Raw genomic sequence first — 25,434 nt, forward strand, 5'->3', positions numbered from 1 at the left:
TGACCCGCCGCCCGGCTACTCGAAAGGGTCGCCCGTGGGCACCGCGGGCGGCCAGTCCACCGAGCCGGGACCGGGCAGGCCACCGGCGCCGGGCGCCCACGGGAACCCGTGGTCGTCGGCCTGCGGCGAGGACTTGGCCGGCTCCGGCTCGGCGGTGGCCGGCGTCGTGGCCGGCGTCGTCGCGGGCGTCGTGGCCGGCGTCGTCGCGGGCGTCGTGGCCGGGGTGGTGGCGGGTGTGGTGGCCGGGGTGGTCGCCGGGGTCGTGGCGGGCGTCGTGGCCGGAGTGGTCGCGGGCGGCGCCGCCGGGGTCGTAGCGTCCGGCGCGGGCCGCTGCGGCGCCGGCCGTGTGGTCGCCCGCGTCGGCGTGGGCACCGGCGGCGCCGGGCGCGAGAAGGCCGGTGGCCGGAGAGCGGCGGTCGTGCGCTGCGGCCCGGCCGTCGTCGCCGCGGGCGTGGTGCCGGTCGCCGCGGCCGGGTTCGCCGTGGTCGTCCCCGGCGGTGGGGTCAGCGTGAGGATCCGCGAGGGCGCCCGGACCGGCTCGCCCGCCTGGCGGGACGGCGCCACGCCGGGAGCCGGCCGGGCCGCTGCCCCGAGTTCCTGCGCCGCTCCCGCCGCGACCGTCCGGTCCCCCGGGGCCGCCGTGCCGCCGCCACGCCCGTCGTCGCCGGCGCCGAGCACGACGGCTCCCGTGCCGGAGACCAGGCACACCACCGCCATGCAGCCGATGAGCTGCTTTTCCCGCCTCGTCAACTCAACCATGAAATGGTCATACCGGCATGAAGGTGATTTCAGAGCCGGTTCAGCAATATTTCCCTCCGTGTCGTTGCCCACCACGAATTCGCCGTATCTCACTGTGCGTGAGCCTTGCAGAGGGACAACTACGCTGGGTATCTTCACCTTCTACTTCTGCGGCACCGGGCTGCGGAGGTACATGCAGGAGTTATCGTGAAGTTGAGCGAGGTCGCCATGGCCGCCGCTATCACCGTGAGTATCGCTGGTGTCTCTTACGCTACGTTGAACACGAAGAGCGTCACGCGGGCGACGACGGAGGTGGCGCAGCAGGTCTCCTGCCGGACCGTCGACGAGGCGATCGTGGCCTACGAGGCGCGACACCACGCCGCGCCGACCCGGGTCGCGCAGCTCGCGCCCTTCGTGAAGGGCGACATCTCCGCCTACCGGATCACCGACGGCAGGACGACCGGCCCCGGCTGCTGACGCCACGGGAACCTGGCGCGGCCGGGGCATGATCCGATGGCATGCTCGCCGACGTGCAGGCGCTGGAGCGCGCCTTGCCGCAGCCCAAGGCGGCCGGTGGATACGCGAGGGACGCCACGACTTCGGCTGTCGGAGCACCTTCCTGCCCGCCGCGTTCGACCTCGTGGCGCGCGTGAACCCGCGCGAGTGAATGGGCCCAGGCCTTTACGGCCGCCCTCCACCCTCCGTAGCGTCAGTGCTCAGTGCAACGATTCCGTAACGCTCGGAGGAACCATGCGCCGTACCGCCGTCCTCACCGGATTCGTCCTCGCCGCGCTCTGGGTCGCCGCGCCCGCCCAGGCCTTCGCCCACAACGCCGTGCACAACGCCGGCATGCACGTCCTGCTCGACGGCCTGACCCTCGCGGTAGTCTCCGCGCCGGTGTGGACGGTGCTGCTGTGGCGGGGGCCCCGCCGGCTGGCGTTCGCCGCGCTCATCGGCGCCGTCCAGGTCCCGGTCGCCGTCATCGGCTTCCTGCCCATCGCGAATCCGTACCTGCATCTGACGCTGTTCGTGCTCGCGCTGACGCTGACCGGCGCCTCGCTGCATGTGGCCCGGCGCGGCCCGGTCAGCGCGCCGGCACCGGCCCGCGATCGACGGTGACCCACTCCCCGGTCGGCGCCCGGACGGCCAGCCCCGACACGGGGTCGTCCGGCGCCGCGCCGGCCCGCAGCACCCGCACCACCGGGCAGCCCTCGGTCTCCGCATGCCAGAAGCCGGCCGGGTCCCGGACCGCCGACCAGCGGCAGTGCTCCTCGTCGGCGAAGCCCCACGCCAGCATCAGATCGCGGCCGTCCATCGAGTACCGGCCCGCGGAGGCGACCCGCTCGCCGTCGGGACGGTGGAAGAACTCGGCACGCAGGCCGGGCACGGGCACGCCCTCGAACGCGGCGTCCGTGACCGTCCGGTGCGGGGTGTAAAGGTCCAGATCGGGCATCGGCACGGACCGACCCTGCCACGGCCGGACGGCCAACCCGGTGCGGGACACGGGGGAAGAACCACTTCGGGTGACAGGCGTACGGCACACTGACCCCTCATGCGCCTCGTCTCACTGCTGCCGTCCGCCACCGAGATCGTGTACGCCCTCGGCCTCGGCGCCGATCTGGTCGGCGTCACCTTCGAATGCGACGAGCCGCCGTCGGCCCGGACCGAGAAGACGGTGGTGGTCGGGGGCCGGGACACCCGCGGCATGACCCCGGCCGAGATCGACGGGTACGTGAAGTCGCAGATGGCGGCCGGCGCCGACCTGTACACCCTGCACGCGGGCGCCCTCGCGGGTCTCGACCCGGACCTGATCCTCACCCAGGACCTGTGCCGGGTGTGCGCGCTGCCGTCCGGGCAGGTCTCCGGCGCCCTGGACCATCTGGGCTGCCGGGCGGACGTGGTGTCGCTGGACCCGTACACGCTGGACGAGGTGCTCGCGACGTTCACCGAGGTGGGCGAGCGGGCCGGGGTGCCGGAGCGGGCCGCCGCGCTCGTGGCCTCGCTGCGGGGCCGGCTGGACGCCGTGGCGGCGGCGGTGGCGGGGCGGCCTCGTCCCCGGGTGGCGGTCGTCGAGTGGGTGGATCCGCCCTTCACCGCCGGTCACTGGGTGCCGGACCTGATCGCCGCCGCGGGCGGCGAGCCGGTGGCGGCCCGCCCCGGCCGCAAGTCGGTGGAGACGACCTGGGCGGAACTCGCCGCCGCGCGGCCCGACGTGGTGCTGGTCACGCCCTGCGGCTTCCACCTGGACGGTGCCGTGGCCCAGGCCGCGGCGGTGGTGCCGCACTTCCCCGAGGCCCGGGTGTGGGCCATCGACGGCGACGCGCTGGTCGTGCGCCCGGGCCCGCGGGTGGTCGACGGGGTCGAGGCGATCGCGGCGATCCTGCATCCGGACGCCGTACCGGCCGCCCCGGAGGGCGCCGTCGCCCGGGTCTGCTGAGGATCAGGCGCTGACGGACGCGGGACGGCGGGAGGGCCGGGCGCGGCGCGCCACAGGAATGCGGGCCGGTGCCACCGTGGCCCGCCGGGCCTGCTCGGTGCGCCACAGCCAGGCGATGTCCTTGCCGAACGACCAGGTGGGCGAGATCACGGCGGCCGCCAGCGCGGCCAGCGCGACGGGGCCCGGCAGCAGGTTCGCGGTCGTGACCACCAGGACGACGCCCTGCAGCGCGGCGACGACCTTGCGGGAGAACCGCGGCGGCAGGGCGGCGTCGAGCCACGGCGCGATCCACGACGCGGCGACGAACACGTAGCGGAAGGCGCCGATGGCGACCGTCCACCAGCCGAACGTGCCGGCGACGAAGACGCTCAGCACCAGGACCAGGAACGCGTCGACCTCCATGTCGAAGCGGGCGCCCAGCGCGGTGGTGGTGTTCGTCCGGCGGGCGACCTGGCCGTCCACGCCGTCCAGGGCGAGGGCCACACCGACGAGCGTGACCAGCACCGGCAGGGCGACCGGGCGCTCGAAGGAGGTCACCACCAGGGCGGTGACCGCGCCGACCAGCGTCGCCCGACCCAGGGTGACCGCGTTGGCCGGCCCGAGCGCGCGCATCCCGGCCCGGCGCATCCCGCCGCGCAGCAGCAGGCACAGCGCCACGGCGAAGGCCGTACCGGCCAGCCAGCCGGCGAGGCTCAGCCCGGTCGTCGCCGCCAGCAGCGCCATGAGAACGAGCTGGACGACCGCCCCGGTCAGGGGTCCCCGCTCGGTGCGGGCGGTCATCGTGTCGATACTCATAGTTACGCGCCTCCGGGTATGCAAGATCAGGTCCCGCGTATGGTTGCCGCAGTTGCCCCTGAACACGCACGGCCCGCGCGTTCGGTTCACCCCCGGCGAGGAGATTTCACCCGATGACAGGTACGGCGAGCGCGTTCTGGCTGGTCACGCCCGGCAGGGGCGAGATCCGGCCGGTGGCCCTGCCCGACCCCGGACCCGGCGAGGTCCTGGTACGCACCCTGCACTCCGGGGTGAGCCGGGGCACGGAGACGCTCGTCTTCCGCGGCGGCGTGCCCGAGAGCCAGCACGCCGCCATGCGCGCGCCGTTCCAGGACGGCGACTTCCCGGCCCCGGTCAAGTACGGCTACCTCAACGTCGGCGTGGTCGAGCGCGGCCCGGCGGAGCTGCTCGGCCGCACGGTGTTCTGCCTCTACCCGCACCAGACCCGCTACGTCGTCCCGGCCGAGGCGGTGACCGTCGTGCCGGATTCCGTACCGCCCGCCCGGGCCGTCCTGGCCGGCACCGTGGAGACGGCGCTGAACGGGCTCTGGGACGCCGCTCCCCTGGTCGGCGACCGGATCGCCGTGGTCGGCGCCGGAATGGTCGGCGCCGGAGTCGCCGCGATCCTGTCCCGCTTCCCCGGCGTCCGGGTCCAGCTCGTCGACGTCGACCCGGAGCGCGCCGCGGTCGCCCGGGCCCTGGGCGTGGACTTCGCGCTCCCCGCCGACGCCACCGGCGACTGCGACCTCGTCCTGCACGCCAGCGCCACGGCCGCCGGCCTCACCCGCTCGCTCGAGCTGCTGGCCGCCGAGGGTACGGTCGTCGAGCTGAGCTGGTACGGCGACCGCGAGGTCAGCGTCCCGCTCGGCGAGTTCTTCCACTCCCGCCGCCTGGTCGTCAAGAGCAGTCAGGTCGGCGGGATCGCCCCGGCCCGGCGTGGGCGCCGCACGTACGCGGACCGGCTCGCCGTCGCCCTGGACCTGCTCGCCGACCCGGTCTTCGACACGCTGCTGACCGGCGAGTCCGACTTCGCGGAGCTGCCTGCGGTCATGCCTCGGCTGGCCGGTGGGGAACTACCCGCGCTGTGCCACCTGATCACCTATCCGACAGGAGAGTGAATGTTCAGCGTCACCGTCCGTGACCACATCATGATCGCGCACAGCTTCTCCGGCGAGGTCTTCGGACCCGCCCAGAAGCTGCACGGCGCCACGTTCGTGGTGGACGCGACCTTCAAGCGTCCCGAGCTGGACGCCGACAACATCGTGGTCGACATCGGCCTGGCGAGCCAGGAGCTGCACGCCATCTGCGCCGGCCTGAGCTACCGCAATCTCGATGACGAACCGGACTTCACCGGTGTCAACACCTCCACCGAGTTCCTCGCCAAGGTGATCGCCGACCGGCTCGCCGGCAAGGCCGCCGCGGGCGAGCTCGGCGCGGGTGCGAGCGGGCTCACCGGCATCGCCGTGACGCTGCACGAGTCACACATCGCGTGGGCGAGCTACGAGCGAGACCTGTGACGGATCCGCTGTACGCGGTGCTGCCGGGCGACATCGACGACCCGGCGGCGCCCAGCGGCGGCAACACGTACGACCGGCGGATCCTGACCGGGCTCGCCGCGACCCGCGCGGTCCACGAGATCGCGGTCGCGGCGCCCTGGCCGTACCCGTCGGAGGACGACCAGGCCCGGCTCGCGGGTGAGCTGCACGGCCTGCCCGACGGCGCGACGGTGCTGATGGACGGCCTGGTGGCCTGCGCGGCACCGCGGGTCGTCGAGGAGCAGGCCGTTCGGCTGCGCCTGGTCGTGCTCGTGCACCTTCCGCTCGGCGACGAGCCCGGCGCCGCGCCGGACCTCCCGGCCCGGGAGCGCCGCACGGTGCATGCCGCCCACGCCGTGGTGGCGACCAGCGCGGGCGCCGCCCGGCGCGTCGAGCAACTTCACGCCCTGCCGGTGGGCAGCGTGCACGTGGCGCCCCCGGGCGTCGATCCGGCGCCCGAGACGGCGGGCAGCCCGGCCGGCGGTCGGCTGCTCTGTGTGGCCTCCGTCACCCCGCGCAAAGCCCAGGACGTGCTGGTCGAGGCGTTGCACACGCTCGACGACCTGGACTGGACGTGCGTCTGCGTGGGCTCCCTCGACGACGACCGGGACTTCGCGGCCCGGGTGCAGGCGCGCGCCGGCGACCGAGTGCGGTTTCCCGGCACTCGCGGCGGCGCCGCGCTGGCGGCCAGCTACGCCGAGGCGGACCTGCTGGTGCTGCCGTCGCGCGCGGAGACCTACGGGATGGTGGTCACCGAGGCCCTCGCCCGCGGCATCCCGGTGCTCGCGACGCAGGTCGAGGGCGTTCCGGAGGCGATGGGCAAGGCGGGCGACGGCACCGTGCCGGGTGGGCTCGTGCCGCCCGGCGACGTACAGTCCCTGGCCGGCGCCCTGCGACGGTGGCTCACCGACGAGGGCCTGCGCCGGGACTGGCGCGCCGCCGCCCGGGCACGCCGCGGCACGCTGCGCGGCTGGGACCACACGATTCGACGACTGAGCGAGGTACTACACCCATGACCGGAGAATTCAGCACCGGCTGGCTGTCGCTGCGCGAGGCCGCCGACGCGGCCGCCCGTGCCACCGACCTGATCGATATGCTCCCGGCGGGCGGCGCCCTCGTAGTGCGCGACCTCGGGTGCGGCACCGGCTCGATGGCGCGCTGGCTGGCGCCGCGGCTGCCCGGGCCGCAGCGGTGGATCCTGCACGACCGCGACCCGGCGCTGCTCGCGTACGCGGCGGCGCACGTGCCCCCGGCGGCGGCCGACGGCAGCCCGGTGACCGTCGAGACGGTCGAGGGCGACGTGACGGCGCTCACCCCGGCCGACCTGGACGGCGTGTCCCTGGTCACGTGTTCGGCGCTGCTCGACCTGTTCACCGCCGACGAGGTCCGCGCGCTCGCCGGGGTCTGTGTCGAGGCCGGCGTCCCCGCGCTGTTCACCCTCTCGGTGGTCGGCGAGGTGCACCTCGAGCCGCCGCACCCGCTCGACGCCGAGGTGTCCGCCGCGTTCAACGAGCACCAGCGCCGCGAGACCGGCGGCCGGTGGCTGCTCGGGCCGGAGGCGGTCGGCGCCGCGGCGGAGGCCTTCGCCACGGCCGGTGCCGCCGTGACGACGCGGCCGAGCCCGTGGCGGCTGGGTCCCGACCAGGCCGCGCTGGCCGCCGAGTGGCTGCGCGGCTGGGTCGCCGCGGCCGCCGAGCAGCGCCCCGACCTGCCCACCGAGGACTATCTCGCGGCCCGGCTCGCGGCCGCGGAGGCGGGCGAGCTGCGGGTCACGGTCGCGCATCAAGATCTTCTGGCGCAGAAAGACTGAACCGCCCGCCGCCACCCGGACGTATGGAATGCAGGATGGGTGATCGCGGAGGGGACGGCAGATGAACCGATCGATCTGGGCTTGGGTGCGAGTGCTCGGCGGGGTGGGCATACTCGCCGTGCTGCTCTGGCGCCTGGGCACGGGCGCCTTCCTCGACGGCCTGCGGGTGATCGACGTGGGCACGCTGGGCGCCGCCTTCGCGATCGGCGTGGCCACCACGGTGCTCAGCGCCTGGCGCTGGTGCCTGGTCGCCCGCGGCCTGGGCCTGCGCCTGTCGCTGCGGAGCGCGACCGCCGACTACTACAAGGCGCTGTTCGTCAACGCGGCGCTGCCGGGCGGGGTGCTCGGCGACGTCGACCGGGCCGTGCAGCACGGACGGGACTCCGGTGACATCGGCCGCGGCGTCCGCGCGGTGGTGCTGGAGCGCACGGCCGGGCAGATCGTGCTCATCACGGTGGGCCTCGCCGTGCTGCTGACCGTCCCGTCGCCGGTCCTGACGCAGGTGCACGAGCACGGCCGCACGCTCGCGGTCGCGGCCGCGGCCGTCGCAGGCGTGGCGGTCCTGCTGATCGTGGCGATGGGCCGGCTGCGGCGCGGCGCGTCCCGGTGGGCCCGCGCGGCCCGCACCGCGGTCGGCGAGATCCGCACCGGCCTGCTCGCCCGGCGCACGTGGCCCGCCATCGTGCTGGCCTCCACCGCCGCGCTGGCCGGGCACCTGGCGACGTTCGTCGTCGCGGCCCGGGCGGCCGGTTCCGAGGCCTCGGTGCTGCGCCTGGCCCCGCTGATGCTGCTCGCCCTGCTCGCCATGACGCTGCCGGTGAACATCGGCGGCTGGGGACCCCGGGAGGGCGTGACCGCGTGGGCGTTCGGTGCCGCGGGCCTCAGCGCCACCCAGGGGCTGACCATCGCGGTGGTCTACGGGCTGTTCGCGTTCGTCGCGGCGCTGCCCGGCCTGGTCGTCATCGCGGCCCGCCTCCTCGCCCGCAAGCGGACGAAGGCCGTCAGCGCCCGCCCGGCCGCGATCGCCTCGCGGCCGGCCCCCGTCGCCGTCGAGATCGTCGCGATGCGACCTGCCATCGCGCTGCCCGCGCGGGAGCTGGTTGGCAGCAGTGCGTGAGTGTGCCGTCACCCTGAATGGCGATTATGTTGGGGCGGTGGAAGATCGACCGTACGTGCTGCTGAGTTGCGGCATGTCCATCGACGGATATGTCGACAGCGCCGGCGACGAACGGCTCCTGCTCTCCAACGACGCCGACTTCGACCGGGTCGACGAGGTCCGCTCCGGCTGCGACGCGATCCTGGTCGGCGCGGGCACGGTCCGCCAGGACAACCCGCGGCTGCTGGTCCGCGACGAGGCCCGGCGCCGGGCCCGGGTGGCCCGCGGCGAGCGGCCCGACCCGGTCAAGGTCACCGTCACCGGCACCTGCGACCTCGATCCACAGGCCAGGTTCTTCACCCTCGGCGAGGCGGAGAAGCTCGTCTACTGCGCCACCCCGGCGGTGCCGTCGGCGCGGCGCAGGCTGGAGGACCGGGCCACCGTGATCGACGCCGGCGACCCGATCGACCTGCCGGGCGTCACCGGCGACCTGGCCCGCCGCGGCATCCGCCGCCTCATGGTCGAGGGCGGCGGCAGCATGCACACCCAGTTCCTCACCGCCGGGCTCGCCGACGAGCTCCAGTTGGTGGTCGCGCCGTTCTTCGTCGGCGATTCCCAGGCGCCTCGCTTCGTCGGCGACGGCACGTTCCCATGGGGCCCGCAGCGCCGGGCCGACCTGATCGCGGTCCGCCAGATCGGCGACGTGGTCCTGCTGCGCTACGCCCTTTCCGACCGGTTCCAGGAGTGATGCGTTGACCGCCGTGCTTGAACCTCAATCCGACCACCGAAATGGGGGCCCGATGTCCGACACGCTGGGCTGGAAGGACGTTCCGGAAGCCACCGTACGGACCCGCGTCACCGTTCCCCTGCGCTTCGCCGACGGGTACGCCACCACGGCCCGCGTGCTGACCTTCGACGGCCTCGTCGACGGCCGCGAACATCTGGCCCTGGGCCTGGGCGACTGGGAGAACGCGATCGGCGACGCCCCGCTGGTGCGTCCGCACAGCGAGTGCCTGACCGGCGACGTCTTCGGCAGCCAGCGCTGCGACTGCGGCCCCCAGTTGCGCGAGGCGGTGGAGCGCATCGCCGGCACCGGCGGGCTGCTGCTCTACCTGCGCCAGGAGGGTCGCGGCATCGGCCTGTACGCCAAGCTCGACGCGTACGCGCTGCAGGAGGCCGGGCTGGACACGTACGAGGCGAACGTGGCGCTCGGCCGCGGCGAGGACGAGCGCGACTACACGGCGGCGGCGCAGATGCTGCTCGCCCTCGGCGCCGACAAGATCCGGTTGCTCAGCAACAACCCGGACAAGGCCGACCAGCTCCAGGCCTACGGGATCGAGATCAAGGAGCGGATCCCGACCGGCGTGCACCTGTCTCCGGCCAACCTGCGCTATCTCGCGACGAAGGCGACGCACACCGCGCACACCCTCGACATCCCCGGACTCTGACGGCCCACGGCCGCCGCACCCCGGCCCGGGTGAACCCCGGGCGCGAGGGCGTGAGGAGACCGGCGAGACCGAGATCCGCGTCACAGGCACGGTCGACGCCGCCAGCGCCGCCGAGCTGCGCCAGGAGCCGATGCGCCTGACCCGCGGCGGCAACCTCCCGCGGGCCGTGGACCTGACCGGGGTGTCGCATCTGGCCAGCGCCGGCGTGTCCGCCCTGCACACGGTGGCCGAACAGCACCGGCAGCAGGGCAGCGGCCTCGACCTGCATGCGGCGGCGGGCAGCGCGGCGCAGCTCGTGCTCGACCTGGTCGCGCTGCCGCACCGCACCGACGCGGCGGGGCGGACGCCGCCACGCTGATGGCGGTTCGCCCGGCGGGAGCGGTGGGCGAGGCTATGGTCGGACCATGACGAGAGTCGACTTCTACTTCGATCCCGCCTGCCCGTTCGCCTGGATCACCTCGCGCTGGATCCTCGAGGTCGAGAAGCAGCGCGAGATCGACCTGCGCTGGCACGTGATGAGCCTCTACGTACTCAACGAGAACCGGGACGTCCCGCCGGGATACCGCGAGCTGATCAACCAGTCGCTGGGCGTCGTCCGGGTCGTCACCGCCGCCGCCCAGAAACACGGCGACGAGATCCTCGGCCCGCTGTACACGGCGCTCGGCACCCGGATCCACAACCGGGGCGAGAAGGACCCGGAGCTAGTGGTCACGGAGTCCCTCGCCGAGGTCGGTCTGCCCGCGGAGCTCGCGGCGGCGGCCAAGACCGACGAGTACGACGCCGAGCTGCGCCGTAGCCACCACGAGGGCATGGACCCGGTCGGCGAGGACGTCGGCACGCCCACCATCCACATCGACGGCGTCGCGTTCTTCGGTCCCGTGCTGAGCAGCATTCCGCGCGGCGAGCAGGCGCTCCGCATCTTCGACGGTGCCGTGGCGATGGCGGGCTATCCCGACTTCTTCGAGCTCAAGCGCACGCGTACGGGCGGGCTGAACTTCGACTGAACCCGTCGTCCACAGGGTGCGACCCCGCCCGCGGCGGGGTCACTAAACTCGCGGGGTGACTTCCGCTCCCCCGCTCGCCGGCCCCGCCCTCGACGTGCTCAACCGGATCTTCGGCTACGCCGGGTTCCGCGGCGGGCAGCGCGAGATCATCGAGCACGTCATCGGCGGGGGCGACGCCCTGGTGCTGATGCCCACCGGCGGTGGCAAGTCGCTGTGCTACCAGATCCCGGCGCTGGTGCGCGACGGCACCGGGGTGGTGATCTCCCCGCTGATCGCGCTGATGCAGGACCAGGTCGACGCGCTGCGCACCCTCGGCGTGCGCGCCGGCTTCCTCAACTCGACCCAGGCTCCCGACGAGCGCCGGCTGACCGAGCAGCTCTTCCTCGCCGGCGAGCTCGACCTGCTCTACGTCGCGCCCGAGGGCCTCGGCGTCGCGGCCACCCAGCGCCTGCTCGACCGGGGGCGGATCTCGCTCTTCGCGATCGACGAGGCGCACTGCGTCTCCCAGTGGGGCCACGACTTCCGGCCCGACTACCTCAACCTGTCGATGCTGCACGAGCGCTGGCCCGAGGTGCCCCGCATCGCGCTGACCGCCACGGCCACCAGCGCCACCCGCGAGGAGATCGCGACCCGGCTCGACCTCACCGGCGCCCGGCACTTCACGGCCAGCTTCGACCGCCCCAACATCCAGTACCGCATCGTCGCCAAGAACGAGCCGCGCCGCCAACTTCTCGACCTGCTGCGCACCGAGCATCCCGGCGACGCAGGCATCGTCTACTGCCTCTCCCGGGCCTCGGTGGAGAAGACCGCGGAGTTCCTCACCCAGAACGGCATCGCCGCGCTGCCGTACCACGCGGGGCTGGACGCGCGCACCCGCGCCGCCAACCAGAGCCGGTTCCTGCGCGAGGACGGCCTGGTCATGGTCGCCACCATCGCGTTCGGGATGGGCATCGACAAGCCCGACGTGCGGTTCGTGGCCCACCTCGACCTGCCCAAGTCGGTCGAGGGCTACTACCAGGAGACCGGCCGGGCCGGGCGCGACGGGTTGCCCTCGACGGCATGGCTCGCCTACGGGCTCCAGGACGTCGTCCAGCAGCGCAAGATGATCGAGACCTCGGACGGCGACCTCGCGCACCGCCGCAACCTCGGCACCCACCTCGACGCGATGCTGGCCCTGTGCGAGACGGTCCAGTGCCGGCGCGCGCAGCTCCTGGCCTACTTCGGTCAGACGGCCGACCCCGCCTGCGGCAACTGCGACACGTGCCTCACCCCGCCGGAGTCCTGGGACGGCACGGTGCCGGCCCAGAAGCTGCTGTCGACGGTGCTGCGGCTGCAGCGCGAGCGCGGCCAGAAGTTCGGCGCGGGCCAATCGATCGACATCTTGCTCGGCAAGACCACCGAGAAGGTCACCCAGTTCCGCCACCAGGAGCTGTCGGTCTTCGGCATCGGCACGGATCTGCGCGAGCAGGAGTGGCGCGGGGTGGTCCGGCAGCTCCTGGCCCAGGGCCTGCTCGCGGTCGAGGGCGACTACGGCACCCTGACCCTCACCGACGCCAGCAGCGCCGTCCTGCGCGGCGAGCACCAGGTGATGATGCGCCGGGAGCCGGAACGCACCCGCGCCCCCCGTGCCCGCCGCTCCTCGTCGCCGCAGGCCACCCCGGCGGCCGACCTCGACCCGGCCGCCGCCGCCGTCTTCGAGCGGCTGCGGGCCTGGCGCGCCGCGGCCGCCCGCGAGGCCGGCGTCCCGGCCTACGTCATCTTCCACGACGCCACCCTGCGCCAGATCGCCACGCTGCGTCCGGGCTCGCTCGCCGAGCTCTCCACGGTCGGCGGCGTCGGCGAGACCAAACTGGCCAAGTTCGGCCAGCAGGTCCTCGACGCCCTCGCCGCGCCCGAGTAGCCCGCCACCCTCGACGGCTTCACCTGCACGGTGCTCGGTGTCGAGGTTCGCAGGGACGGCGACATCGCCGTCCCGATGGGTTACACGAACCTGTACACCGTGGAGAAACGTGCCGTCGTGGCTGCCGGCGGCGTGGTCATGCGGATATGGCCCGCGGCCTACCCATCGGCCGGCGACCACGCGTGGCGGCTGATCCTGCCGCAGACCGCCGAGCGGAGATTTCGTAACCTTGGACGCCGCGCCGGGCATCGGGGCCGGTATGTACGACGCGGTGAGTCTGTCCGTCCGGCGGGACAGCCCGGTGCTCCTGGCCCGCCAGGTCGACGAACGCTTCTGGCATTGACCCTCGTGGCCCGGCGACGCCGCTCCATTTGACCACCGCGAGCTCACGCCCGGTCGGGTGCGGGGTGGCCGGCGTCTCGCCCGGGGCAGTGCCCGGCCGTGGGTAGACTCACTCGTCGATGGACGCCGATCCCCGCATCGAGATGATCACCATCCCGGCCGGCCGGGTGACCCTGTCGGACCGCAGGACGCAGTCCCGCTGGTCGGTCGAGCTCACGCCGTACCGGCTCGCCGCGGTCCCGGTGACCCGGCGGCTGTACGCCCGCAGCACCGGTCACCGGCCGGGCACGGCAGTCGGCGACCAACTGCCTGTGGTGGGCGTGTCGTGGCTGGACGCGGTCCGCTTCTGCAACACCCTGTCCCACCACGAAGGTCTGCGCCCGGCGTATCGGATCCGCGGCGAGAGCGTCGAGTGCGACGCGACCGCCGACGGGTACCGGCTACCGACCGAGGCCGAGTGGGAGCACGCGTGCCGGGCCGGGACGACCGGCCCGCGGTACGGGGCCCTCGACGAGATCGCGTGGTACCGCGGCAACTCGGACGAACAACCCCGCCCGGTCGGCGGCAAACGGCCGAACCCGTGGGGCCTGCACGACATGCTGGGCAACGTCTGGGAGTGGTGCTGGGACCTCTACGACCCCGAGGTCTACGGCGGTTACCGGGTCCTGCGCGGCGGCGGGTGGTTCGACGAGCCCTGGAGCTGCCGGGTCTCGGTACGCCGGCGCACCCATCCCAGCCTTCGGATCGACGACCTGGGGTTCCGCCTTGCGCGTTCCCTCGACGGTCACGTCGCACCGCCGAGGTAAATGTGGTGCCGGGGCGTTCCGCCGGTGGCATGCTGCGCCGGCACATCATCAGCGGAAGGGACCACCGAATGCAGTTCGCCGAGGCCGTCGAGCATCACCTGGCCACCATCGCCGCCCGTGACCTGGAGGCGTTTCTCGCCACCGTGCACGACGACGTGGCTATCATCGCGCCGAACGGGCGGATGCTGGCGGGCCGCGAGGAGGTGGCCGCCTTCCACCGGGACTGGTTCGCCGATCCCGACTGGACGTGGACGCTGGAGCCGTTGCGCCGCGTCGAGACGGGTGACACCGGTCTCGCCACGTACGCCGTCACCTACGACGACCTGGACGCGGGCGGCCGGCCGTACGCGATGAGCTATGTGTTGACCTTGGTCTTCGCGCGCGTCGGCGGGACCTGGCTTCTCGTGCACGACCAGAACACGCTTAGCTCGAGGGCATGACCGATCTCTTCGACGAAGCGACCCGGGCCCGGATGGCGAGCATCGAGGCGAACTGGGACGAGCGCACCCCGATCCACGTGGCGAGCCGGTTCTACGACGTCGCCGGGCGCGACCCGCAGGACTGGTTCGCCGCCTACGAGTGGGCGGACCTGGGCGACCTCTCCGGCCTCGACGTGCTGCACCTGCAGTGCCACCTCGGCACCGAGACCGTCGCGTTCGCCCGGCGCGGCGCGCGCAGCGTCACCGGGCTGGACCTGTCCGGCGCCGCGGTCGCCGAGGCCCGGCGGATCGCCGCCGGCCACGGCCTCGCGGTCGAGTACGTGCACGGCAACGTCTACGACGCCGCCGAGCTGCTCGGCGGCCGCCGGTTCGATGTCGTCTACACCGGCAAGGGCGCGCTCTGCTACCTGCCTGACCTGGACGAATGGGCCCGGGTGCTCGCCGGGCTGCTGCGGCCCGGCGGCCGGGCGTACGTCGTCGAGTTCCATCCCGCCCTGGTCTCGCTCGGCCTGGTCCCCGCGGACCCGCGGGAGACCGGGCTGGAGCTGCGCCGCGACATGATCGGCGGGCGCGGCGCCGCCGAGCTCGACGCCACCCGCACCTACACCGACGGACCGGCGCTGACCCGGGCGACGACCAGTTACGAGTGGGCGCACGGGCTGGGCGAGGTCGTCACCGCGCTGAGCGGCGCCGGGCTGCGGATCCGGTCGCTGCGGGAGAGCGACGAGCTGCCGTGGCCGCGCTGGCCGCACATGGACCGTACGCCCCGCGGCTGGTGGCGCCTTCCGGAGTCCGCACCGAAAGTGCCCCTGTTCTACGCCCTGCTCGCAGAAACCTCAAGCCGGGACGACGCCGGCCGATCACAGACGACGTGAACCCCTTGGTGCCGTACCCGTTGCCGGGCACACAGCTCGTGCACGTCGGCCGGCAGCCGATCTTCGACGTGACCGGCGACGTCGTCGCCTATGAGCTGCTGTTCCGCGGCAGCATGGACGCGGTCGAGGCCGGGCGCCGCGACACGTACGCGACCAGCCAGGTCATCGTCAACACGTTCACCGAGTTCGGGATCGACGAGGTCGTCGGCGACCGTACCTGCTTCATCAACATGACCCGGGAGTTCCTCACCGGGGAGCTGACCCTGCCGTTCGGCCCCGAACACGTGGTGCTGGAGGTGCTGGAGACGGTCGACGTGGACGACGAGGTCGTCGACGGGGTCACCGCCCTCGCCGCGAAGGGCTACCGGATCGCGCTGGACGACTTCGTCTGGGGTTCGGGTCACGAGCGGCTGCTGCCGCTGGCCGACTTCGTCAAGCTGGACCTGCTGGCGGCCGAGCCGGATCACCTCGACGCGATCGTCGCGGCCTGCCGCGAGTACCCCAAGATCAAGATCGTCGCCGAGGGCCTGGAGACGGGCGAGCAGTTGGCGCTCAGCAACAGGTACGGCTTCGAGCTGCGCCAGGGCTACGTGCTCAGCCGCCCGCAGGTGCTGACCGCGGCGAGCCTGACCCCGTCGAAGCTGCGCCGCCTGGAGCTGATCGGGGCGCTGTCCGCCTCGGACGCCGATCTCGAGCAGGTGCTGTCCATCATCGCGCGCGACCCCGCCCTGACGCTCCGGGTGCTGCGGGCCAGCAACTCGGTCGCCGCCGGCGCCACCAGCCGGGTGTCGTCCGTACGCCAGGCCGTCGTCATGCTCGGCCTTGCGCACATCCGCCAGTGGGCGATGCTCATGGTCGTCGACGATGTCGCCGAGGCGACCGAGGTGCAGATGGCGGACGCGCTGACCCGGGCCCGGCTCTGCGAGCACGTGGCCCCGGCGTTCGGCGCCGACCCCGACGCCGCGTTCATGGCCGGGCTGATCACCGCGGTCGCCCAGATGATCGGGATGACGCCGGCGGCGATCGCGCACCAGCTTCCACTGAGCACGGACATCACCAAGGCCCTGGAGCGCGGGACCGGCTCGCTGGGCCAGGTGCTGCGGGTGGTCGACGCGTACGAGCGCGGCGACCTGAGCGCCGTGGCCGCCGCCTACTCCGGCGACGACCTCTCCGGCACGGTCATGGCGGCGATGCGCTGGTCGACCATGGCGGTCGCGGCCACCCAGAACGCCGCCTGACCGCACATCCATCCATCGGAGAACACGAAGCCCGTTCCACCTGGCAGGTGGAACGGGCTTTCCGTTCGTGATACCGCCGACGGACGGTCAGGCGGCGTACCAGCGCAGCAGGGCCGCCCCCACCGACATGCCGCCGCCGAACCCGGCGATCAGCACCAGGTCCCGGTCGCGCAGCGCGCCACTGCGCGCGGCCGCGTCCAGCGCGATCGCCGCCGAGGCGCTCCCGGTGTTGCCATAGCGGTCCAGCACCAGATGGGTACGCGCCCGCGTGAGTCCCGCCGCCTCCACGAGCTCCTGGAGCATCACGCCGTTCGCCTGGTGCGGCACGAAGTGGTCGACCTCCTCGGCAGTGACACCCGCGCGCTTGAGCAGATCGTGCAGGACCGGCGGCACGCCGGCCATGACGAAGTCGCGGACGCCGCGGCCGTTCATCCGGAAGAAGTGGCCACCCTCGGCGAGCGTCTCGGCGGAGGCGGGCAGGCGGCTACCGCCGGCCTTGACGTGGATCAGCTCGTGCGCGTCCCCGCGGGTCACCAGCTCCACGTCGACCATTCCGTACGACGCCGGCACCGCGCCGACGACAGCCGCGCCCGCGCCGTCGCCGAAGAGGATCGCGGTGCGGCGGTCGTCGAAGTCGAGGATGCGCGAGTACACGTCGGCGGCGACGACCAGGACGACCGCATCGGGCCGCACCGCGACGAGGCTCTCGGCCAGGGCGAGACCGAAGACGAAGCCGGCGCAGACGACGTTGATGTCGAAGGCGGCGGCCCGGTGCGCGCCGAGTGCATGCTGCACCAGCGACGCGGTCGGCGGCTGCGGCGAGTCACCGGTCGAGGTCGACACGATGAGGTAGTCGACCCGGTCCGCGGCGATGCCGGCGTCCTGCAGGGCCGCGCCCGCCGCCCGGATGGCCAGGTCGGAGGTGGCCTCGTCCGGCGCGGCGAAGCGGCGCGCCTCGATCAGCGTCTTGCGAGAGATCCACTCCGCGGTGGCGCCGGGCACCCGCCGCTCCAGGTCCTCGTTGGTGATCTCGTGCTCGGGCACGTACGAGCCCGTGCCGAGGATGCCGGCGCGCGGTGTCGACTGCATGACCGCCCTCATCGGCCCCGCGGCGTCGTGGTTGAGACATCACCGGCGAAATTGTGTCAGCGACGTCCATATATGCACCTCTGAGTCACAAGTTTGTCACCAAAAGCCCTTCCCATTTCGCGAGGTATTCACAAAGATCTATGCCAGTCGGCCGCATCCGGCCGGCCACGAGAGGAGAATCGGTGCGCACCAGAGCCATCGTCACCGCCACCACGCTGGCCGCTTCGGCCGCACTCGCCGCACCCGTCGCGGCGCAGGCCGCCGCCGAGCCGCAGCCGGTCACCCCCGCCCTCGCCGCCAGCCGCGCCACAAGCGCCATCGGCAGCAACGCCGCCGCCTTCGCGGCCGGCGCCTCGGACACGTTCGCCCAGCGCGGCGTGCTGGTCGAGAAGAACGGCGCGAGCCACGTCCACCTCAACCGCACATACCAGGGGCTGCCGGTCATCGGCGGCGACGTGATCGCCCATATGAGCGGCTCCGGCGCGCTGAGCGCCGTGACCAAGACGCAGCTCGCACCCATCACCATGACCACCTCCCCGACGCTCACCGCCGCCAAGGCGGTCAAGGCCGCGGCGAGGGCGCTCGGCGGCAAGGCCATCGCCGGCGCGCCCACCACCCTGGCCGTCGACGCGCTTCCCGCGACGCCGGTGCTCGTGTGGCGCACGCTCGTCACGGTGCCGGACCCCGAGGGTGGCGACGGCGTGACCCACGTCCTCGTCGACGCGCACAGCGGCAAGGTCGTCGACAAGTGGGCCGAGGTGCAGACGGTCGAGGGCACCGGAACCGGCCACAACGTCGGTGCCGTGGAACTGGACACGACGAAGTCCGGCTCGACGTACCAGCTCAAGGACCCCGAGCGCGGCAACAACTACACCGTCGACATGAACAACCGCCGCTTCGGCCCGGGCACCCTGTTCACCGACGCCGACAACGTCTGGGGCACCGGCCAGCTCAACAACCGGCAGACGGTCGCCGTGGACGCCCAGTACAGTGTCGCCGAGACGTGGGACTACTACCTCGAGAAGTTCGGCCGCCAGGGCATCGCGGGCGACGGCAAGGGCAGCTTCAACAAGGTGCACTACGGCAACCGGTACAACAACGCCGGCTGGTCCGACACCTGCTTCTGCATGATCTACGGTGACGGCGACGGCACGAACTACGGCCCGTTCGCGTCGCTCGACGTCGGCGGCCACGAGATGACCCACGGCGTCACCTCCCGTACGGCGGGCCTCGTCTACAGTGGCGAGTCCGGCGGCATCAACGAGTCGATGAGCGACGTCTTCGGCACGCTCGTCGAGTTCCACTCGAACAACAGCGAGGACGTGGCCGACTACCTCATCGGCGAGGAGATCGCGCTCGACCACACGCCGCTGCGCTACATGGACGACCCGTCCAAGGACGGCGACTCCGCGAGCTGCTGGAGCAGCACCGTCGGCAACCTCAACGTGCACTACTCCTCCGGCGTCGGCAACCACGCCTTCTTCCTGCTCGCGGTCGGCAGCGGGGCCCACACCATCAACGGGGTCCAGTACAACAGCCCGACCTGCAACAACAGCACGGTGACCGGCATCGGCAACGACAAGGCCGGCGCGATCTTCTACAAGGCGCTGACCACGTACATGACCTCGGGCACCAACTACGCCGGGGCCCGTACGGCCACCCTCAACGCCGCCCGCGACCTCTACGGCGCCGGCAGCACCGAGTACAACGCCACCGCCGCCGCATGGTCCGCGGTCAGCGTGGCCTGAACCGCCGCAGCAGCACAGCATCACCGCGGGGCCGCGCGTCACGACGCGCGGCCCCGCGCCGCACAGAGATAATCTTGACTGTGACCAACTGGGAGTACGCACGCCTCGAATACCGCGCGGCCGGGACGTTCGGCGCCGACCGGTTCATGGACTGGACGGCCACGTTCTACCATCCGGGCGGGGTGCTGCGCTGGGGCACCGACGAGCGCTTCGACGACCTGCGCCACCTGAACCGGGCGGGGGCGGCCGGCTGGCAGGCGTACGACCGCGCCGCGATCCACGTGATCAATGAGCCGCACCGCCTGCACGGCGTCACGTACTCCATGCGCCGCCCGCTCTCCTAGTACGGCGGCCGCGGTGTTCGACTCGGCGGTCCAGCGGCCTCGATCCCGACGGCCGGGACCCCGTCGGCGCCGTCCGCGCGTTCCGCACCGGGCGGACGGTGACCGGAGAACGGCTGACCGGACTCGTCGAGCAGAAGCGGCTGTCCTACGAGGACGCCTTCAACCCGACCATCCGGAACTACCGGGCGGTCGTCGACCTCGCCTCCACGTCCGACGGCGGCACCACGATCCACTGGCACGGCAGGTACCACGCCCGCTGGGGGCTCGGCTGGCCGATGAAGCGCGTCATGCCCCGGGTCATGCGGCGGATGGCCGACGGCCTCGCCTCCCACCGGCCACGCTGCCGCACCAGCCGACCCACTGACCGATCCCGCAGGAACGCCGCTATTCTCCTGCGGCCATGGAGATCATCGGCTACGGCACCCGGCTCACGGCCACGGGTGCGATACAGATCGGCAGGGTCGGCGGCGAGGGCACGCACCCGGACGCGCTGATCTCGGCATCGACGGCGGACGGACAGCTCAGCAACAATGTCGTGACGGTGGACGGCGGCCGTGCCGGGCTCGCGCAGGCGCCGGGTGCGGGCGGGCTGCGCGCGGTGGCCGAGCCGGCCGCCGACGACCAGCCGTACTGGAGTCTTTCCCAGGCGGGCATGGTCTGCCGCTGGCCGGAGGGGGTGCGGGTCGTCACCGCGGATCCCGGCGCGGGCGTCTGGAGCACGGAACTGCACGGCGACAACGGGGCTCTCGTCATGCTGCGCGGTCCCCGCTGCGCCGGCGGCGGGTCCGTTCCGCCACCCGACCACCTGATCGGGCCCGGGCAGGAGCTGCTCTCCTCGGACATGTCCGCGGAGGAGATGTGGTTGGAGCTGGGCTATGTCCGCGACGGCGAGACCTGGTGGCAGCGACACCAGTACGCCGTGCTCGCGCCGGGCGACCTGCTGGTGGTCACCGGGCAGGCACCCGCGGGCAACGAGACCGGCGTCCGCCGCGTCGTCGACGTGGTCGCCCGCAGCCTGCGGCTCGACGCGCCACGACCGCGGCGCCGCTTCTTCAAGTGGCGGTAGCGGATCCTTACCGAACTCTCACATCGCACCCGCGACTTCGCTGACATGGGGTGCCTAGGTTCGTGGTCATGACATCGGACAGGGGAGATGGTGCGCCGGAGCCGTGGTCCCTACGGTGGCTGCGACTGGCGGGGCTGTTCACCGCCGCCTGCACCGATCTCCTCGCACCGCTGGCGCTCGCCGGCGGCAGCGAGGGCCGGGGTTTCCTCACCACGGTCGTGTTCGTGACCGGCTTCGCAGGCATTCTCGCCGCTCCGGTCCTCCTGCTGTTCCTCGACCTACCCGTCCGCTGGTTGAAGGTCGTGCTCGTCGGGCAACTGATCGTCGGACCGACGGCGTTCTGCGCCGGATCGGAGGCCACCCGCAGCGGCTACCTGCACCTGCTGGGGCGTCCGGTCGCCGCCAGGGTGGTCGACAGCGAGGTGGCATGCGGCGCGAGCGGGACCGGGCCGGCCGGCGACCGCGACGCAACGTGCGCGAAATACCTGTACTTGGAACGCCCCGACGGCACCCCGGTGGCCGGTCCCCCGCTGGTCGGCGGGCGCCAGCGGGTCGCCGGCTTCGCCACCGACGACGAGCCGGTACCGATGGTCGAAGACCGTCTCGGCCTGGTCCGGGCGGCCCCCGCCGGCGCGGGCGGCGGGCCGCACATGTCCCCGAAGGACTGGGCCGCCGGTGTCGTCCTCATGGTCGGCTGGCTGGTGCTGCTCAGCGGACTGGCGGCCGGGACGGCCGAGCGGCTCAGGGGACGTAGTCCTCGAGGAGGGCCGGCGTCAGTCCCGCCTTCTTGATGGCCCGCAGCGCGGACAGGAAGTCCTTCACGAACGCCTTGCGGAAGTGCATGAGGATGATGTCGCCCGGCCGGACCCGGCGCCCCTCCTGGAAGCGGACCTTGCCCTCGTGGACGGTCTGCTTCCACATGAAGCCCGCCTTCATGCCGCAGTCGTGCGCCGCCTTCAGGGTCGTCGCGTCCTGGTTGCCGAAGGGCGGGCGGAACAGGGTCGGGCGGCGCCCGTACCACTCGCCGAGCTTGTCGGCCGCGCCGCAGAGCTCGCGCTTCTGGAACGCGTACGACTGGCCGCGCAGATTGGTGTGGGTGATCGTGTGGGACTCGACGACGGCCCCAGCCTTGATCATCGGCCGGAAGTAGTCCGGGTCGTCCTTGATCGCATCCGTGGTGAGGAACAACGTCACGGGTACGCCCGCCGCGGCGATCAGCTTCGGCGCCTCGGGGTGCTTGAGGAAGCCGTCGTCGATCGTCAGGAACGCCACCTTGTTCTTCGTCGGAATCCGCAGCAGATAAGGCGCGCTCCCACCCGGCGGCAGGGTGATCTTCTCGGGCGCGGGAGCGGGCCCGAACACGGGAATGTCCGAGTCCCGCCAGCCGTCGTGCTGGCGGTCGGGACGGGCCGTGGCGGAGGGACCGGACGCGGAGGGCGCGGCGGCGGGTGACGGCCCGGCACCGGCCCTGGCCTCCGGCGTATGACCGGCGGAACAACCCGCGAGGACCAGGGCCGCCGTCACCGCGGTGAGCGCACGCATGATCGACATGACCCGACATGGTGGCCCTCACCGTGTCAGGTCCCGGTGAAGTGCCTCCCCGCGCTCGGAGCACGACGCACGGTCACCACTCCATCGACGGGGTTGCTGCCCGCTCGCCGGCCGCCATAGAGTGCGGCAAATCGGGGAAGGACTTCCATGAGGGACATAGCAGCGGCCCCGGAGTGGCTGGAGTCCTCGGCAGCCGGCGCCGAGCGGTTCCCGCCGTCGCGGCCGCCCGCCCCGGACGACCGGCATGCCGGCTGACGACGTCCGGTTCCCGGCCGCGGCGGTCGAGCACCACGCCGCCGGCGTGGACGGCATCGCCGAGGCGGTCGGCCGGGCCCGATCGGCCGTGCACGAGGTCACCATGGACACGCAGGCGTACGGCCAGCTCTGCCAGTTCCTGCCGAATCTGCTGAGCCCTGTCTTCGCCCTCGCCCTCGACGCCCTCGACGACGCCGGCGATACGCTGCGCGACACCGCCGACAACCTCCGCGCCGCCGCCGCGGACCACACGGCCACGGACAACGCGACAAGCCGGCGGGTGCGCACGGCGGGCGGGCCACTCCTCGACCTGCCACCCTCCGACCGGCCGCCGCACGTCCCATCGTCGCTCGACCCGCCGCCCGACCTGCCGTTGTGAGCACCAACCCGCTCGTGGCGCAGAGCCACGACTCCACCACCTGGTCCACAGGCCTCGGCCTGGTCGGCGACGCCGCCGACATCACCGCCGGCATCCGCGGCAACAGCTGGGTCGACGCCAGCCTCGGCGGCGTCGGCGCCTCCCTCGACATGCTCTCCCTGGCCATCGACCCCCTCGGCACCCTCGCCTCCTGGGGCGTCGCCTGGCTGATGGAACACGTCCAACCCCTCAAGGACGCCCTCGACTGGCTCGCCGGCAACGCCGACGAGGTCGCCGCCCACGCCACCACCTGGACCAACGTCGCCGCCTTCACCGACCAGGCCCGCCAGGACTACGCCGACCGGCTGCGCGCCGAGGTCTCCGGCTGGTTCGGCGCATCCGGCGACGCCTACCGCGAACACGCCACCATGCACCTGAACACGCTGGAGGGCATCGCCACCGCGGCACGCGGCATCTCGTACGCGGTGGAGGGCGCCGGCCTGCTGGTCGCCCTGGTCCGAGGCATCGTCCGCGACCTGATCGCGGAATTCATCGGCACGCTCGCGGCCCGGCTGCCGCAATGGCTCGCCGAAGCGGGCCTGACCCTCGGCCTCGCCACCCCGCTGGTCATTTCCCAGGTCGCCACCCTCGTCACCAGATGGGTCGACAAGATCCAGCACTTCATCCGCGCCCTGCTCAACAGCCTCCGCCGCCTCCACCCCATGCTCGACAACCTCGCCGAGATCCTCACCAAACTCCGCCGCCGCCCCACCGCCAACACCTCTCCACCCCACGAGTTCCGCCCCGACTTCCCCCACGGCAGCGACTTCATCGACGACGGCGAAGGTTTCAGCGAGCGGGCCGCCGACGCCTACCGCCGCATCCGCGAGAGCCCGGCCGACACCCCTGCCGTCGCGGCCAACACCGGCATCGACCCCCGGATCGTCGAGGGCATGCGCCAGAACCTCTTCGTCCAGCAACACGACGTCGCGCTGGGCCCCGATCAGGTGGAGCGTGGCTACTTCACCCCGCACGACGACATCGCCGACCTCTGGGAAGGCGCAACCCGCGGCACCCTCGACGCGGAAGACATCAGCCGCTTCCGGGATCTCGCCGCCCATGAGTATGTGGAGAACAAGCTGATGGAGGCGGGACTGCCCTACCGGTCGGCACATCCCGACGCGTTCGACGCCGATGGCGTTAACATCCTCAGCCGCGACCATCCCGGAGCGCACGATCTGGCTCCCAACCGCTGGCGGCCCGAGGCTCCGTTCCAGCATTGGAGGAAGTTCGGCCTGGACGGCTCGGCGCTCCGGATGTCCGACGACCTCTCGAACCTGGATGAGATCGTCGACGCCACTCTGCGAGGATTGGGGCGATGACAGCCGACGAATCCGTCCTCGCCATGGCCGATCGCCTGAGTGCCATCGACTACGCGCGCCATGGGCACCGGTCATGGTCGAAGGCGGCGCTGCTCAAGGAGTACTTTCGCCGGATTGCACAGTGGGTCGACGCCTACGGATGTGATACCCGCAATCCGTTCTTCGACCTCGCCCAATGCATCGACCCAGGGATCCGTGCCGACCCGGAGGTCGTGGAGAGCGTTCTCCGGACGGTGGGCCGCGGGCCAGTGAACGCCATCACCGAGGTGGTGCCATTCATCCTTCACTGGGCGGCGTTGCGCGGCAGGCACGGAGCCGATCTACCCCCGGATCTGGACGATCCCTTCGAGCCGCTGATCCTCCTCTTCGAGCGCGATGGCGGGTTCCACTTCGAGAAGGGCTTCATCGAGCTCGAAAACCTGTCCGTGCGCGTAGGTCTGTGGCGCAAGCTCGCGGACCGGCCGCCGATGCCGAGCTTCGCCTCCGAGGACCTTGACGCTATCGATCGCGCCGGTTCGATCGCGCAGTTCGGGTATGTCGTCGGGCCTGATGACTAGACCCTGATCACCGGAGATCGACACCGGCCGGGTGCGGCTCGCGTACTGATGGTTGCCGTTGGGTTGTCGGGGTGCGCGGGTTGTGCTGCGGCTCTCATGGTCGTCAGGACGGAACCGTTCAGCGCGGAAGTTTCGCGGCCGACTGGCATGGGGTGAGAACCGAAGCGACGAGCCCGGACATCCGCCCCGCGGTGCTGGGCCGGCTGTTGACGTTGAGTGGGCGGCGCATGGAAGCGCCGTTGACCCGGGTGCTGCGAGAGCGCGGGTTGACCCCCAACGCGTGGTGGGTGCTGACCGAGCTCAGCGACGCGGGGATCGGCACGGTGCTGCCGCTGGGGCGGTGGGCTCGGCGCGGTGGGCTGCCGGCGTCGTCGGTGACGGTCGCGGCGGATCTGCTGAGTCGGCGGGAGCTCGTGCGTTGCCGGCGGGATAGCGACAACCGGCGGGTCGTCCTCGCGGAGATCACCGATGCCGGCCGGCAACTGGTCGCGCAGGTCCGCGACGACCTGGATGCCGCGACCGCCGACGTTCACGCGCTCTTCACCGCCGAGGAGCGCCGCGAGCTCGCCGCGCTGCTCGCCCGGGTCGTTTCCAGCGACGCCGACACCGTCTGACGCACCCTTGCCATCCCCCCTTCCCCG

General features: G+C 72.5%; 30 protein-coding genes and 1 pseudogene. 26 read left to right on the forward strand and 5 right to left on the reverse strand.

Going from position 1 to position 25,434, the window contains the following annotated elements; all coding sequences use genetic code 11:
• Nucleotides 1–15: 15 nt before the first annotated feature.
• The gene (locus EDD30_RS02085; protein WP_148088109.1) at nucleotides 16–759 is read right to left on the reverse strand and encodes a hypothetical protein; all 744 of its coding nucleotides are present in this window, start codon (nucleotides 757–759) and stop codon (nucleotides 16–18) included.
• A gap of 186 nt (nucleotides 760–945) precedes the next feature.
• Here EDD30_RS02085 and EDD30_RS02090 point away from each other — a divergent pair, with 186 nt between their 5' ends.
• Nucleotides 946–1,215, forward strand: a complete 270-nt coding sequence (locus EDD30_RS02090) for a hypothetical protein (protein WP_071807981.1) — start codon at nucleotides 946–948, stop codon at nucleotides 1,213–1,215.
• A gap of 273 nt (nucleotides 1,216–1,488) precedes the next feature.
• Complete coding sequence (locus EDD30_RS38680; RefSeq protein WP_071807980.1) at nucleotides 1,489–1,857, forward strand: hypothetical protein; 369 nt, start codon at nucleotides 1,489–1,491, stop codon at nucleotides 1,855–1,857.
• Here EDD30_RS38680 and EDD30_RS02100 read toward each other — a convergent pair.
• Entirely contained in the window at nucleotides 1,823–2,197 is a 375-nt protein-coding gene (locus EDD30_RS02100; RefSeq protein WP_143162882.1) for a hypothetical protein, read from the reverse strand. The genes EDD30_RS38680 and EDD30_RS02100 overlap by 35 nt on opposite strands.
• Before the next feature lie 93 nt (nucleotides 2,198–2,290).
• Here EDD30_RS02100 and EDD30_RS02105 point away from each other — a divergent pair, with 93 nt between their 5' ends.
• A complete protein-coding gene (locus EDD30_RS02105; RefSeq protein ID WP_071807978.1) occupies nucleotides 2,291–3,175 on the forward strand; it encodes an ABC transporter substrate-binding protein in 885 nt (294 codons plus the stop codon).
• 3 nt (nucleotides 3,176–3,178) lie between these two features.
• Here EDD30_RS02105 and EDD30_RS02110 read toward each other — a convergent pair whose 3' ends face one another.
• A complete protein-coding gene (locus EDD30_RS02110; protein ID WP_071807977.1) occupies nucleotides 3,179–3,970 on the reverse strand; it encodes a CDP-alcohol phosphatidyltransferase family protein in 792 nt (263 codons plus the stop codon).
• A 113-nt stretch (nucleotides 3,971–4,083) separates the two neighbouring features.
• Here EDD30_RS02110 and EDD30_RS02115 point away from each other — a divergent pair, with 113 nt between their 5' ends.
• From EDD30_RS02115 to EDD30_RS02180, 14 genes are all read left to right on the forward strand, one after another.
• Nucleotides 4,084–5,067: a zinc-dependent alcohol dehydrogenase gene (locus EDD30_RS02115; RefSeq protein WP_071807976.1), complete on the forward strand. Its 984-nt coding sequence runs from the start codon at nucleotides 4,084–4,086 to the stop codon at nucleotides 5,065–5,067.
• Complete coding sequence (locus EDD30_RS02120; protein ID WP_071807975.1) at nucleotides 5,068–5,466, forward strand: 6-pyruvoyl trahydropterin synthase family protein; 399 nt, start codon at nucleotides 5,068–5,070, stop codon at nucleotides 5,464–5,466.
• On the forward strand, nucleotides 5,463–6,500 hold the full coding sequence (locus EDD30_RS02125; protein ID WP_071807974.1) for a glycosyltransferase family 4 protein: 1,038 nt from the start codon (nucleotides 5,463–5,465) through the stop codon (nucleotides 6,498–6,500). Before EDD30_RS02120 ends, EDD30_RS02125 begins: the two co-directional genes overlap by 4 nt.
• Complete coding sequence (locus EDD30_RS02130; RefSeq protein ID WP_123678027.1) at nucleotides 6,497–7,294, forward strand: class I SAM-dependent methyltransferase; 798 nt, start codon at nucleotides 6,497–6,499, stop codon at nucleotides 7,292–7,294. The genes EDD30_RS02125 and EDD30_RS02130 overlap by 4 nt, the downstream gene beginning before the upstream one ends.
• Nucleotides 7,295–7,355: 61 nt before the next feature.
• On the forward strand, nucleotides 7,356–8,411 hold the full coding sequence (locus EDD30_RS02135; protein ID WP_071806191.1) for a lysylphosphatidylglycerol synthase transmembrane domain-containing protein: 1,056 nt from the start codon (nucleotides 7,356–7,358) through the stop codon (nucleotides 8,409–8,411).
• 37 nt (nucleotides 8,412–8,448) lie between these two features.
• Nucleotides 8,449–9,138, forward strand: a complete 690-nt coding sequence (locus EDD30_RS02140) for a RibD family protein (protein WP_071806192.1) — start codon at nucleotides 8,449–8,451, stop codon at nucleotides 9,136–9,138.
• Between the two features lie 52 nt (nucleotides 9,139–9,190).
• Nucleotides 9,191–9,838, forward strand: a complete 648-nt coding sequence (locus EDD30_RS02145) for a GTP cyclohydrolase II (RefSeq protein WP_071806193.1) — start codon at nucleotides 9,191–9,193, stop codon at nucleotides 9,836–9,838.
• A complete protein-coding gene (locus EDD30_RS41715; protein WP_123678028.1) occupies nucleotides 9,783–10,196 on the forward strand; it encodes an STAS domain-containing protein in 414 nt (137 codons plus the stop codon). Before EDD30_RS02145 ends, EDD30_RS41715 begins: the two co-directional genes overlap by 56 nt.
• 46 nt (nucleotides 10,197–10,242) lie before the next feature.
• Nucleotides 10,243–10,842 carry a mycothiol-dependent nitroreductase Rv2466c family protein gene (locus tag EDD30_RS02155; protein WP_071806195.1) on the forward strand — a complete coding sequence of 200 codons (600 nt, stop codon included), beginning with the start codon at nucleotides 10,243–10,245 and terminating at the stop codon, nucleotides 10,840–10,842.
• A gap of 55 nt (nucleotides 10,843–10,897) precedes the next feature.
• Nucleotides 10,898–12,742, forward strand: a complete 1,845-nt coding sequence (gene recQ / locus EDD30_RS02160) for a DNA helicase RecQ (RefSeq protein ID WP_071806196.1) — start codon at nucleotides 10,898–10,900, stop codon at nucleotides 12,740–12,742.
• A 461-nt stretch (nucleotides 12,743–13,203) separates the two neighbouring features.
• The gene (locus tag EDD30_RS02165) at nucleotides 13,204–13,890 is read left to right on the forward strand and encodes a formylglycine-generating enzyme family protein (protein WP_071806197.1); all 687 of its coding nucleotides are present in this window, start codon (nucleotides 13,204–13,206) and stop codon (nucleotides 13,888–13,890) included.
• 5 nt (nucleotides 13,891–13,895) lie between these two features.
• Complete coding sequence (locus tag EDD30_RS02170; RefSeq protein WP_244945072.1) at nucleotides 13,896–14,330, forward strand: YybH family protein; 435 nt, start codon at nucleotides 13,896–13,898, stop codon at nucleotides 14,328–14,330.
• Nucleotides 14,327–15,205 (forward strand): class I SAM-dependent methyltransferase, encoded by an 879-nt coding sequence (locus EDD30_RS02175; RefSeq protein WP_071806198.1) that lies wholly within the window; start codon nucleotides 14,327–14,329, stop codon nucleotides 15,203–15,205. Before EDD30_RS02170 ends, EDD30_RS02175 begins: the two co-directional genes overlap by 4 nt.
• Nucleotides 15,202–16,443 (forward strand): EAL and HDOD domain-containing protein, encoded by a 1,242-nt coding sequence (locus EDD30_RS02180; protein ID WP_244945073.1) that lies wholly within the window; start codon nucleotides 15,202–15,204, stop codon nucleotides 16,441–16,443. Before EDD30_RS02175 ends, EDD30_RS02180 begins: the two co-directional genes overlap by 4 nt.
• An 87-nt stretch (nucleotides 16,444–16,530) precedes the next feature.
• On the opposite strand, the gene EDD30_RS02185 is transcribed toward EDD30_RS02180, so the two are convergent.
• Nucleotides 16,531–17,532 carry a 3-oxoacyl-ACP synthase III family protein gene (locus EDD30_RS02185; RefSeq protein ID WP_071806199.1) on the reverse strand — a complete coding sequence of 334 codons (1,002 nt, stop codon included), beginning with the start codon at nucleotides 17,530–17,532 and terminating at the stop codon, nucleotides 16,531–16,533.
• 182 nt (nucleotides 17,533–17,714) lie between these two features.
• Between EDD30_RS02185 and EDD30_RS02190 the strand changes: the two genes are divergently transcribed.
• The 5 genes and pseudogenes from EDD30_RS02190 (at nucleotide 17,715) to EDD30_RS02210 (ending at nucleotide 21,481) form a co-directional block, all read left to right on the forward strand.
• Nucleotides 17,715–19,280 (forward strand): M4 family metallopeptidase, encoded by a 1,566-nt coding sequence (locus EDD30_RS02190; RefSeq protein WP_211277823.1) that lies wholly within the window; start codon nucleotides 17,715–17,717, stop codon nucleotides 19,278–19,280.
• Nucleotides 19,281–19,360: 80 nt separating this feature from the next.
• A complete protein-coding gene (locus tag EDD30_RS02195) occupies nucleotides 19,361–19,624 on the forward strand; it encodes a hypothetical protein (RefSeq protein ID WP_071806201.1) in 264 nt (87 codons plus the stop codon).
• Nucleotides 19,625–19,713: 89 nt separating this feature from the next.
• Nucleotides 19,714–20,118: pseudogene (locus tag EDD30_RS41910) on the forward strand (SRPBCC family protein); the annotation flags it as partial.
• Entirely contained in the window at nucleotides 20,025–20,690 is a 666-nt protein-coding gene (locus EDD30_RS02205) for a hypothetical protein (RefSeq protein WP_071806202.1), read from the forward strand. The pseudogene EDD30_RS41910 and the gene EDD30_RS02205, both read left to right, overlap by 94 nt.
• A 68-nt stretch (nucleotides 20,691–20,758) precedes the next feature.
• On the forward strand, nucleotides 20,759–21,481 hold the full coding sequence (locus tag EDD30_RS02210) for a hypothetical protein (protein WP_071806203.1): 723 nt from the start codon (nucleotides 20,759–20,761) through the stop codon (nucleotides 21,479–21,481).
• Here the strand turns inward: EDD30_RS02210 and EDD30_RS02215 are convergent.
• On the reverse strand, nucleotides 21,432–22,241 hold the full coding sequence (locus EDD30_RS02215) for a polysaccharide deacetylase family protein (protein ID WP_071806204.1): 810 nt from the start codon (nucleotides 22,239–22,241) through the stop codon (nucleotides 21,432–21,434). The two genes, EDD30_RS02210 and EDD30_RS02215, sit on opposite strands and share 50 nt — an antisense overlap.
• Before the next feature lie 244 nt (nucleotides 22,242–22,485).
• Here EDD30_RS02215 and EDD30_RS02220 point away from each other — a divergent pair, with 244 nt between their 5' ends.
• The 4 genes from EDD30_RS02220 (at nucleotide 22,486) to EDD30_RS38685 (ending at nucleotide 25,407) form a co-directional block, all read left to right on the forward strand.
• Nucleotides 22,486–22,875 carry a type VII secretion target gene (locus EDD30_RS02220; protein ID WP_071806205.1) on the forward strand — a complete coding sequence of 130 codons (390 nt, stop codon included), beginning with the start codon at nucleotides 22,486–22,488 and terminating at the stop codon, nucleotides 22,873–22,875.
• A complete protein-coding gene (locus tag EDD30_RS02225; RefSeq protein ID WP_071806206.1) occupies nucleotides 22,872–24,236 on the forward strand; it encodes a WXG100 family type VII secretion target in 1,365 nt (454 codons plus the stop codon). Before EDD30_RS02220 ends, EDD30_RS02225 begins: the two co-directional genes overlap by 4 nt.
• Nucleotides 24,233–24,793, forward strand: a complete 561-nt coding sequence (locus EDD30_RS02230) for a hypothetical protein (protein ID WP_071806207.1) — start codon at nucleotides 24,233–24,235, stop codon at nucleotides 24,791–24,793. The genes EDD30_RS02225 and EDD30_RS02230 overlap by 4 nt, the downstream gene beginning before the upstream one ends.
• Before the next feature lie 152 nt (nucleotides 24,794–24,945).
• The gene (locus EDD30_RS38685; protein ID WP_170047329.1) at nucleotides 24,946–25,407 is read left to right on the forward strand and encodes a MarR family winged helix-turn-helix transcriptional regulator; all 462 of its coding nucleotides are present in this window, start codon (nucleotides 24,946–24,948) and stop codon (nucleotides 25,405–25,407) included.
• Nucleotides 25,408–25,434 lie beyond the last annotated feature (27 nt).

It is taken from the genome of Couchioplanes caeruleus (genome assembly GCF_003751945.1).
Classification (GTDB): Bacteria; Actinomycetota; Actinomycetes; order Mycobacteriales; family Micromonosporaceae; genus Actinoplanes; species Actinoplanes caeruleus.

Coding starts and splice junctions, on each gene's coding strand:
- EDD30_RS02085 (WP_148088109.1), bottom strand. CDS start 759: ATGGTTGAGTTGACGAGGCGGGAAAAGCAGCTCATCGGCTGCATGGCG.
- EDD30_RS38680 (WP_071807980.1), top strand. CDS start 1,489: ATGCGCCGTACCGCCGTCCTCACCGGATTCGTCCTCGCCGCGCTCTGG.
- EDD30_RS02105 (WP_071807978.1), top strand. CDS start 2,291: ATGCGCCTCGTCTCACTGCTGCCGTCCGCCACCGAGATCGTGTACGCC.
- EDD30_RS02110 (WP_071807977.1), bottom strand. CDS start 3,970: ATGAGTATCGACACGATGACCGCCCGCACCGAGCGGGGACCCCTGACC.
- EDD30_RS02115 (WP_071807976.1), top strand. CDS start 4,084: ATGACAGGTACGGCGAGCGCGTTCTGGCTGGTCACGCCCGGCAGGGGC.
- EDD30_RS02120 (WP_071807975.1), top strand. CDS start 5,068: ATGTTCAGCGTCACCGTCCGTGACCACATCATGATCGCGCACAGCTTC.
- EDD30_RS02130 (WP_123678027.1), top strand. CDS start 6,497: ATGACCGGAGAATTCAGCACCGGCTGGCTGTCGCTGCGCGAGGCCGCC.
- EDD30_RS02135 (WP_071806191.1), top strand. CDS start 7,356: ATGAACCGATCGATCTGGGCTTGGGTGCGAGTGCTCGGCGGGGTGGGC.
- EDD30_RS02145 (WP_071806193.1), top strand. CDS start 9,191: ATGTCCGACACGCTGGGCTGGAAGGACGTTCCGGAAGCCACCGTACGG.
- EDD30_RS02155 (WP_071806195.1), top strand. CDS start 10,243: ATGACGAGAGTCGACTTCTACTTCGATCCCGCCTGCCCGTTCGCCTGG.
- EDD30_RS02165 (WP_071806197.1), top strand. CDS start 13,204: ATGGACGCCGATCCCCGCATCGAGATGATCACCATCCCGGCCGGCCGG.
- EDD30_RS02175 (WP_071806198.1), top strand. CDS start 14,327: ATGACCGATCTCTTCGACGAAGCGACCCGGGCCCGGATGGCGAGCATC.
- EDD30_RS02185 (WP_071806199.1), bottom strand. CDS start 17,532: ATGCAGTCGACACCGCGCGCCGGCATCCTCGGCACGGGCTCGTACGTG.
- EDD30_RS02205 (WP_071806202.1), top strand. CDS start 20,025: ATGGAGATCATCGGCTACGGCACCCGGCTCACGGCCACGGGTGCGATA.
- EDD30_RS02210 (WP_071806203.1), top strand. CDS start 20,759: ATGACATCGGACAGGGGAGATGGTGCGCCGGAGCCGTGGTCCCTACGG.
- EDD30_RS02215 (WP_071806204.1), bottom strand. CDS start 22,241: ATGTCGATCATGCGTGCGCTCACCGCGGTGACGGCGGCCCTGGTCCTC.
- EDD30_RS02220 (WP_071806205.1), top strand. CDS start 22,486: ATGCCGGCTGACGACGTCCGGTTCCCGGCCGCGGCGGTCGAGCACCAC.
- EDD30_RS02230 (WP_071806207.1), top strand. CDS start 24,233: ATGACAGCCGACGAATCCGTCCTCGCCATGGCCGATCGCCTGAGTGCC.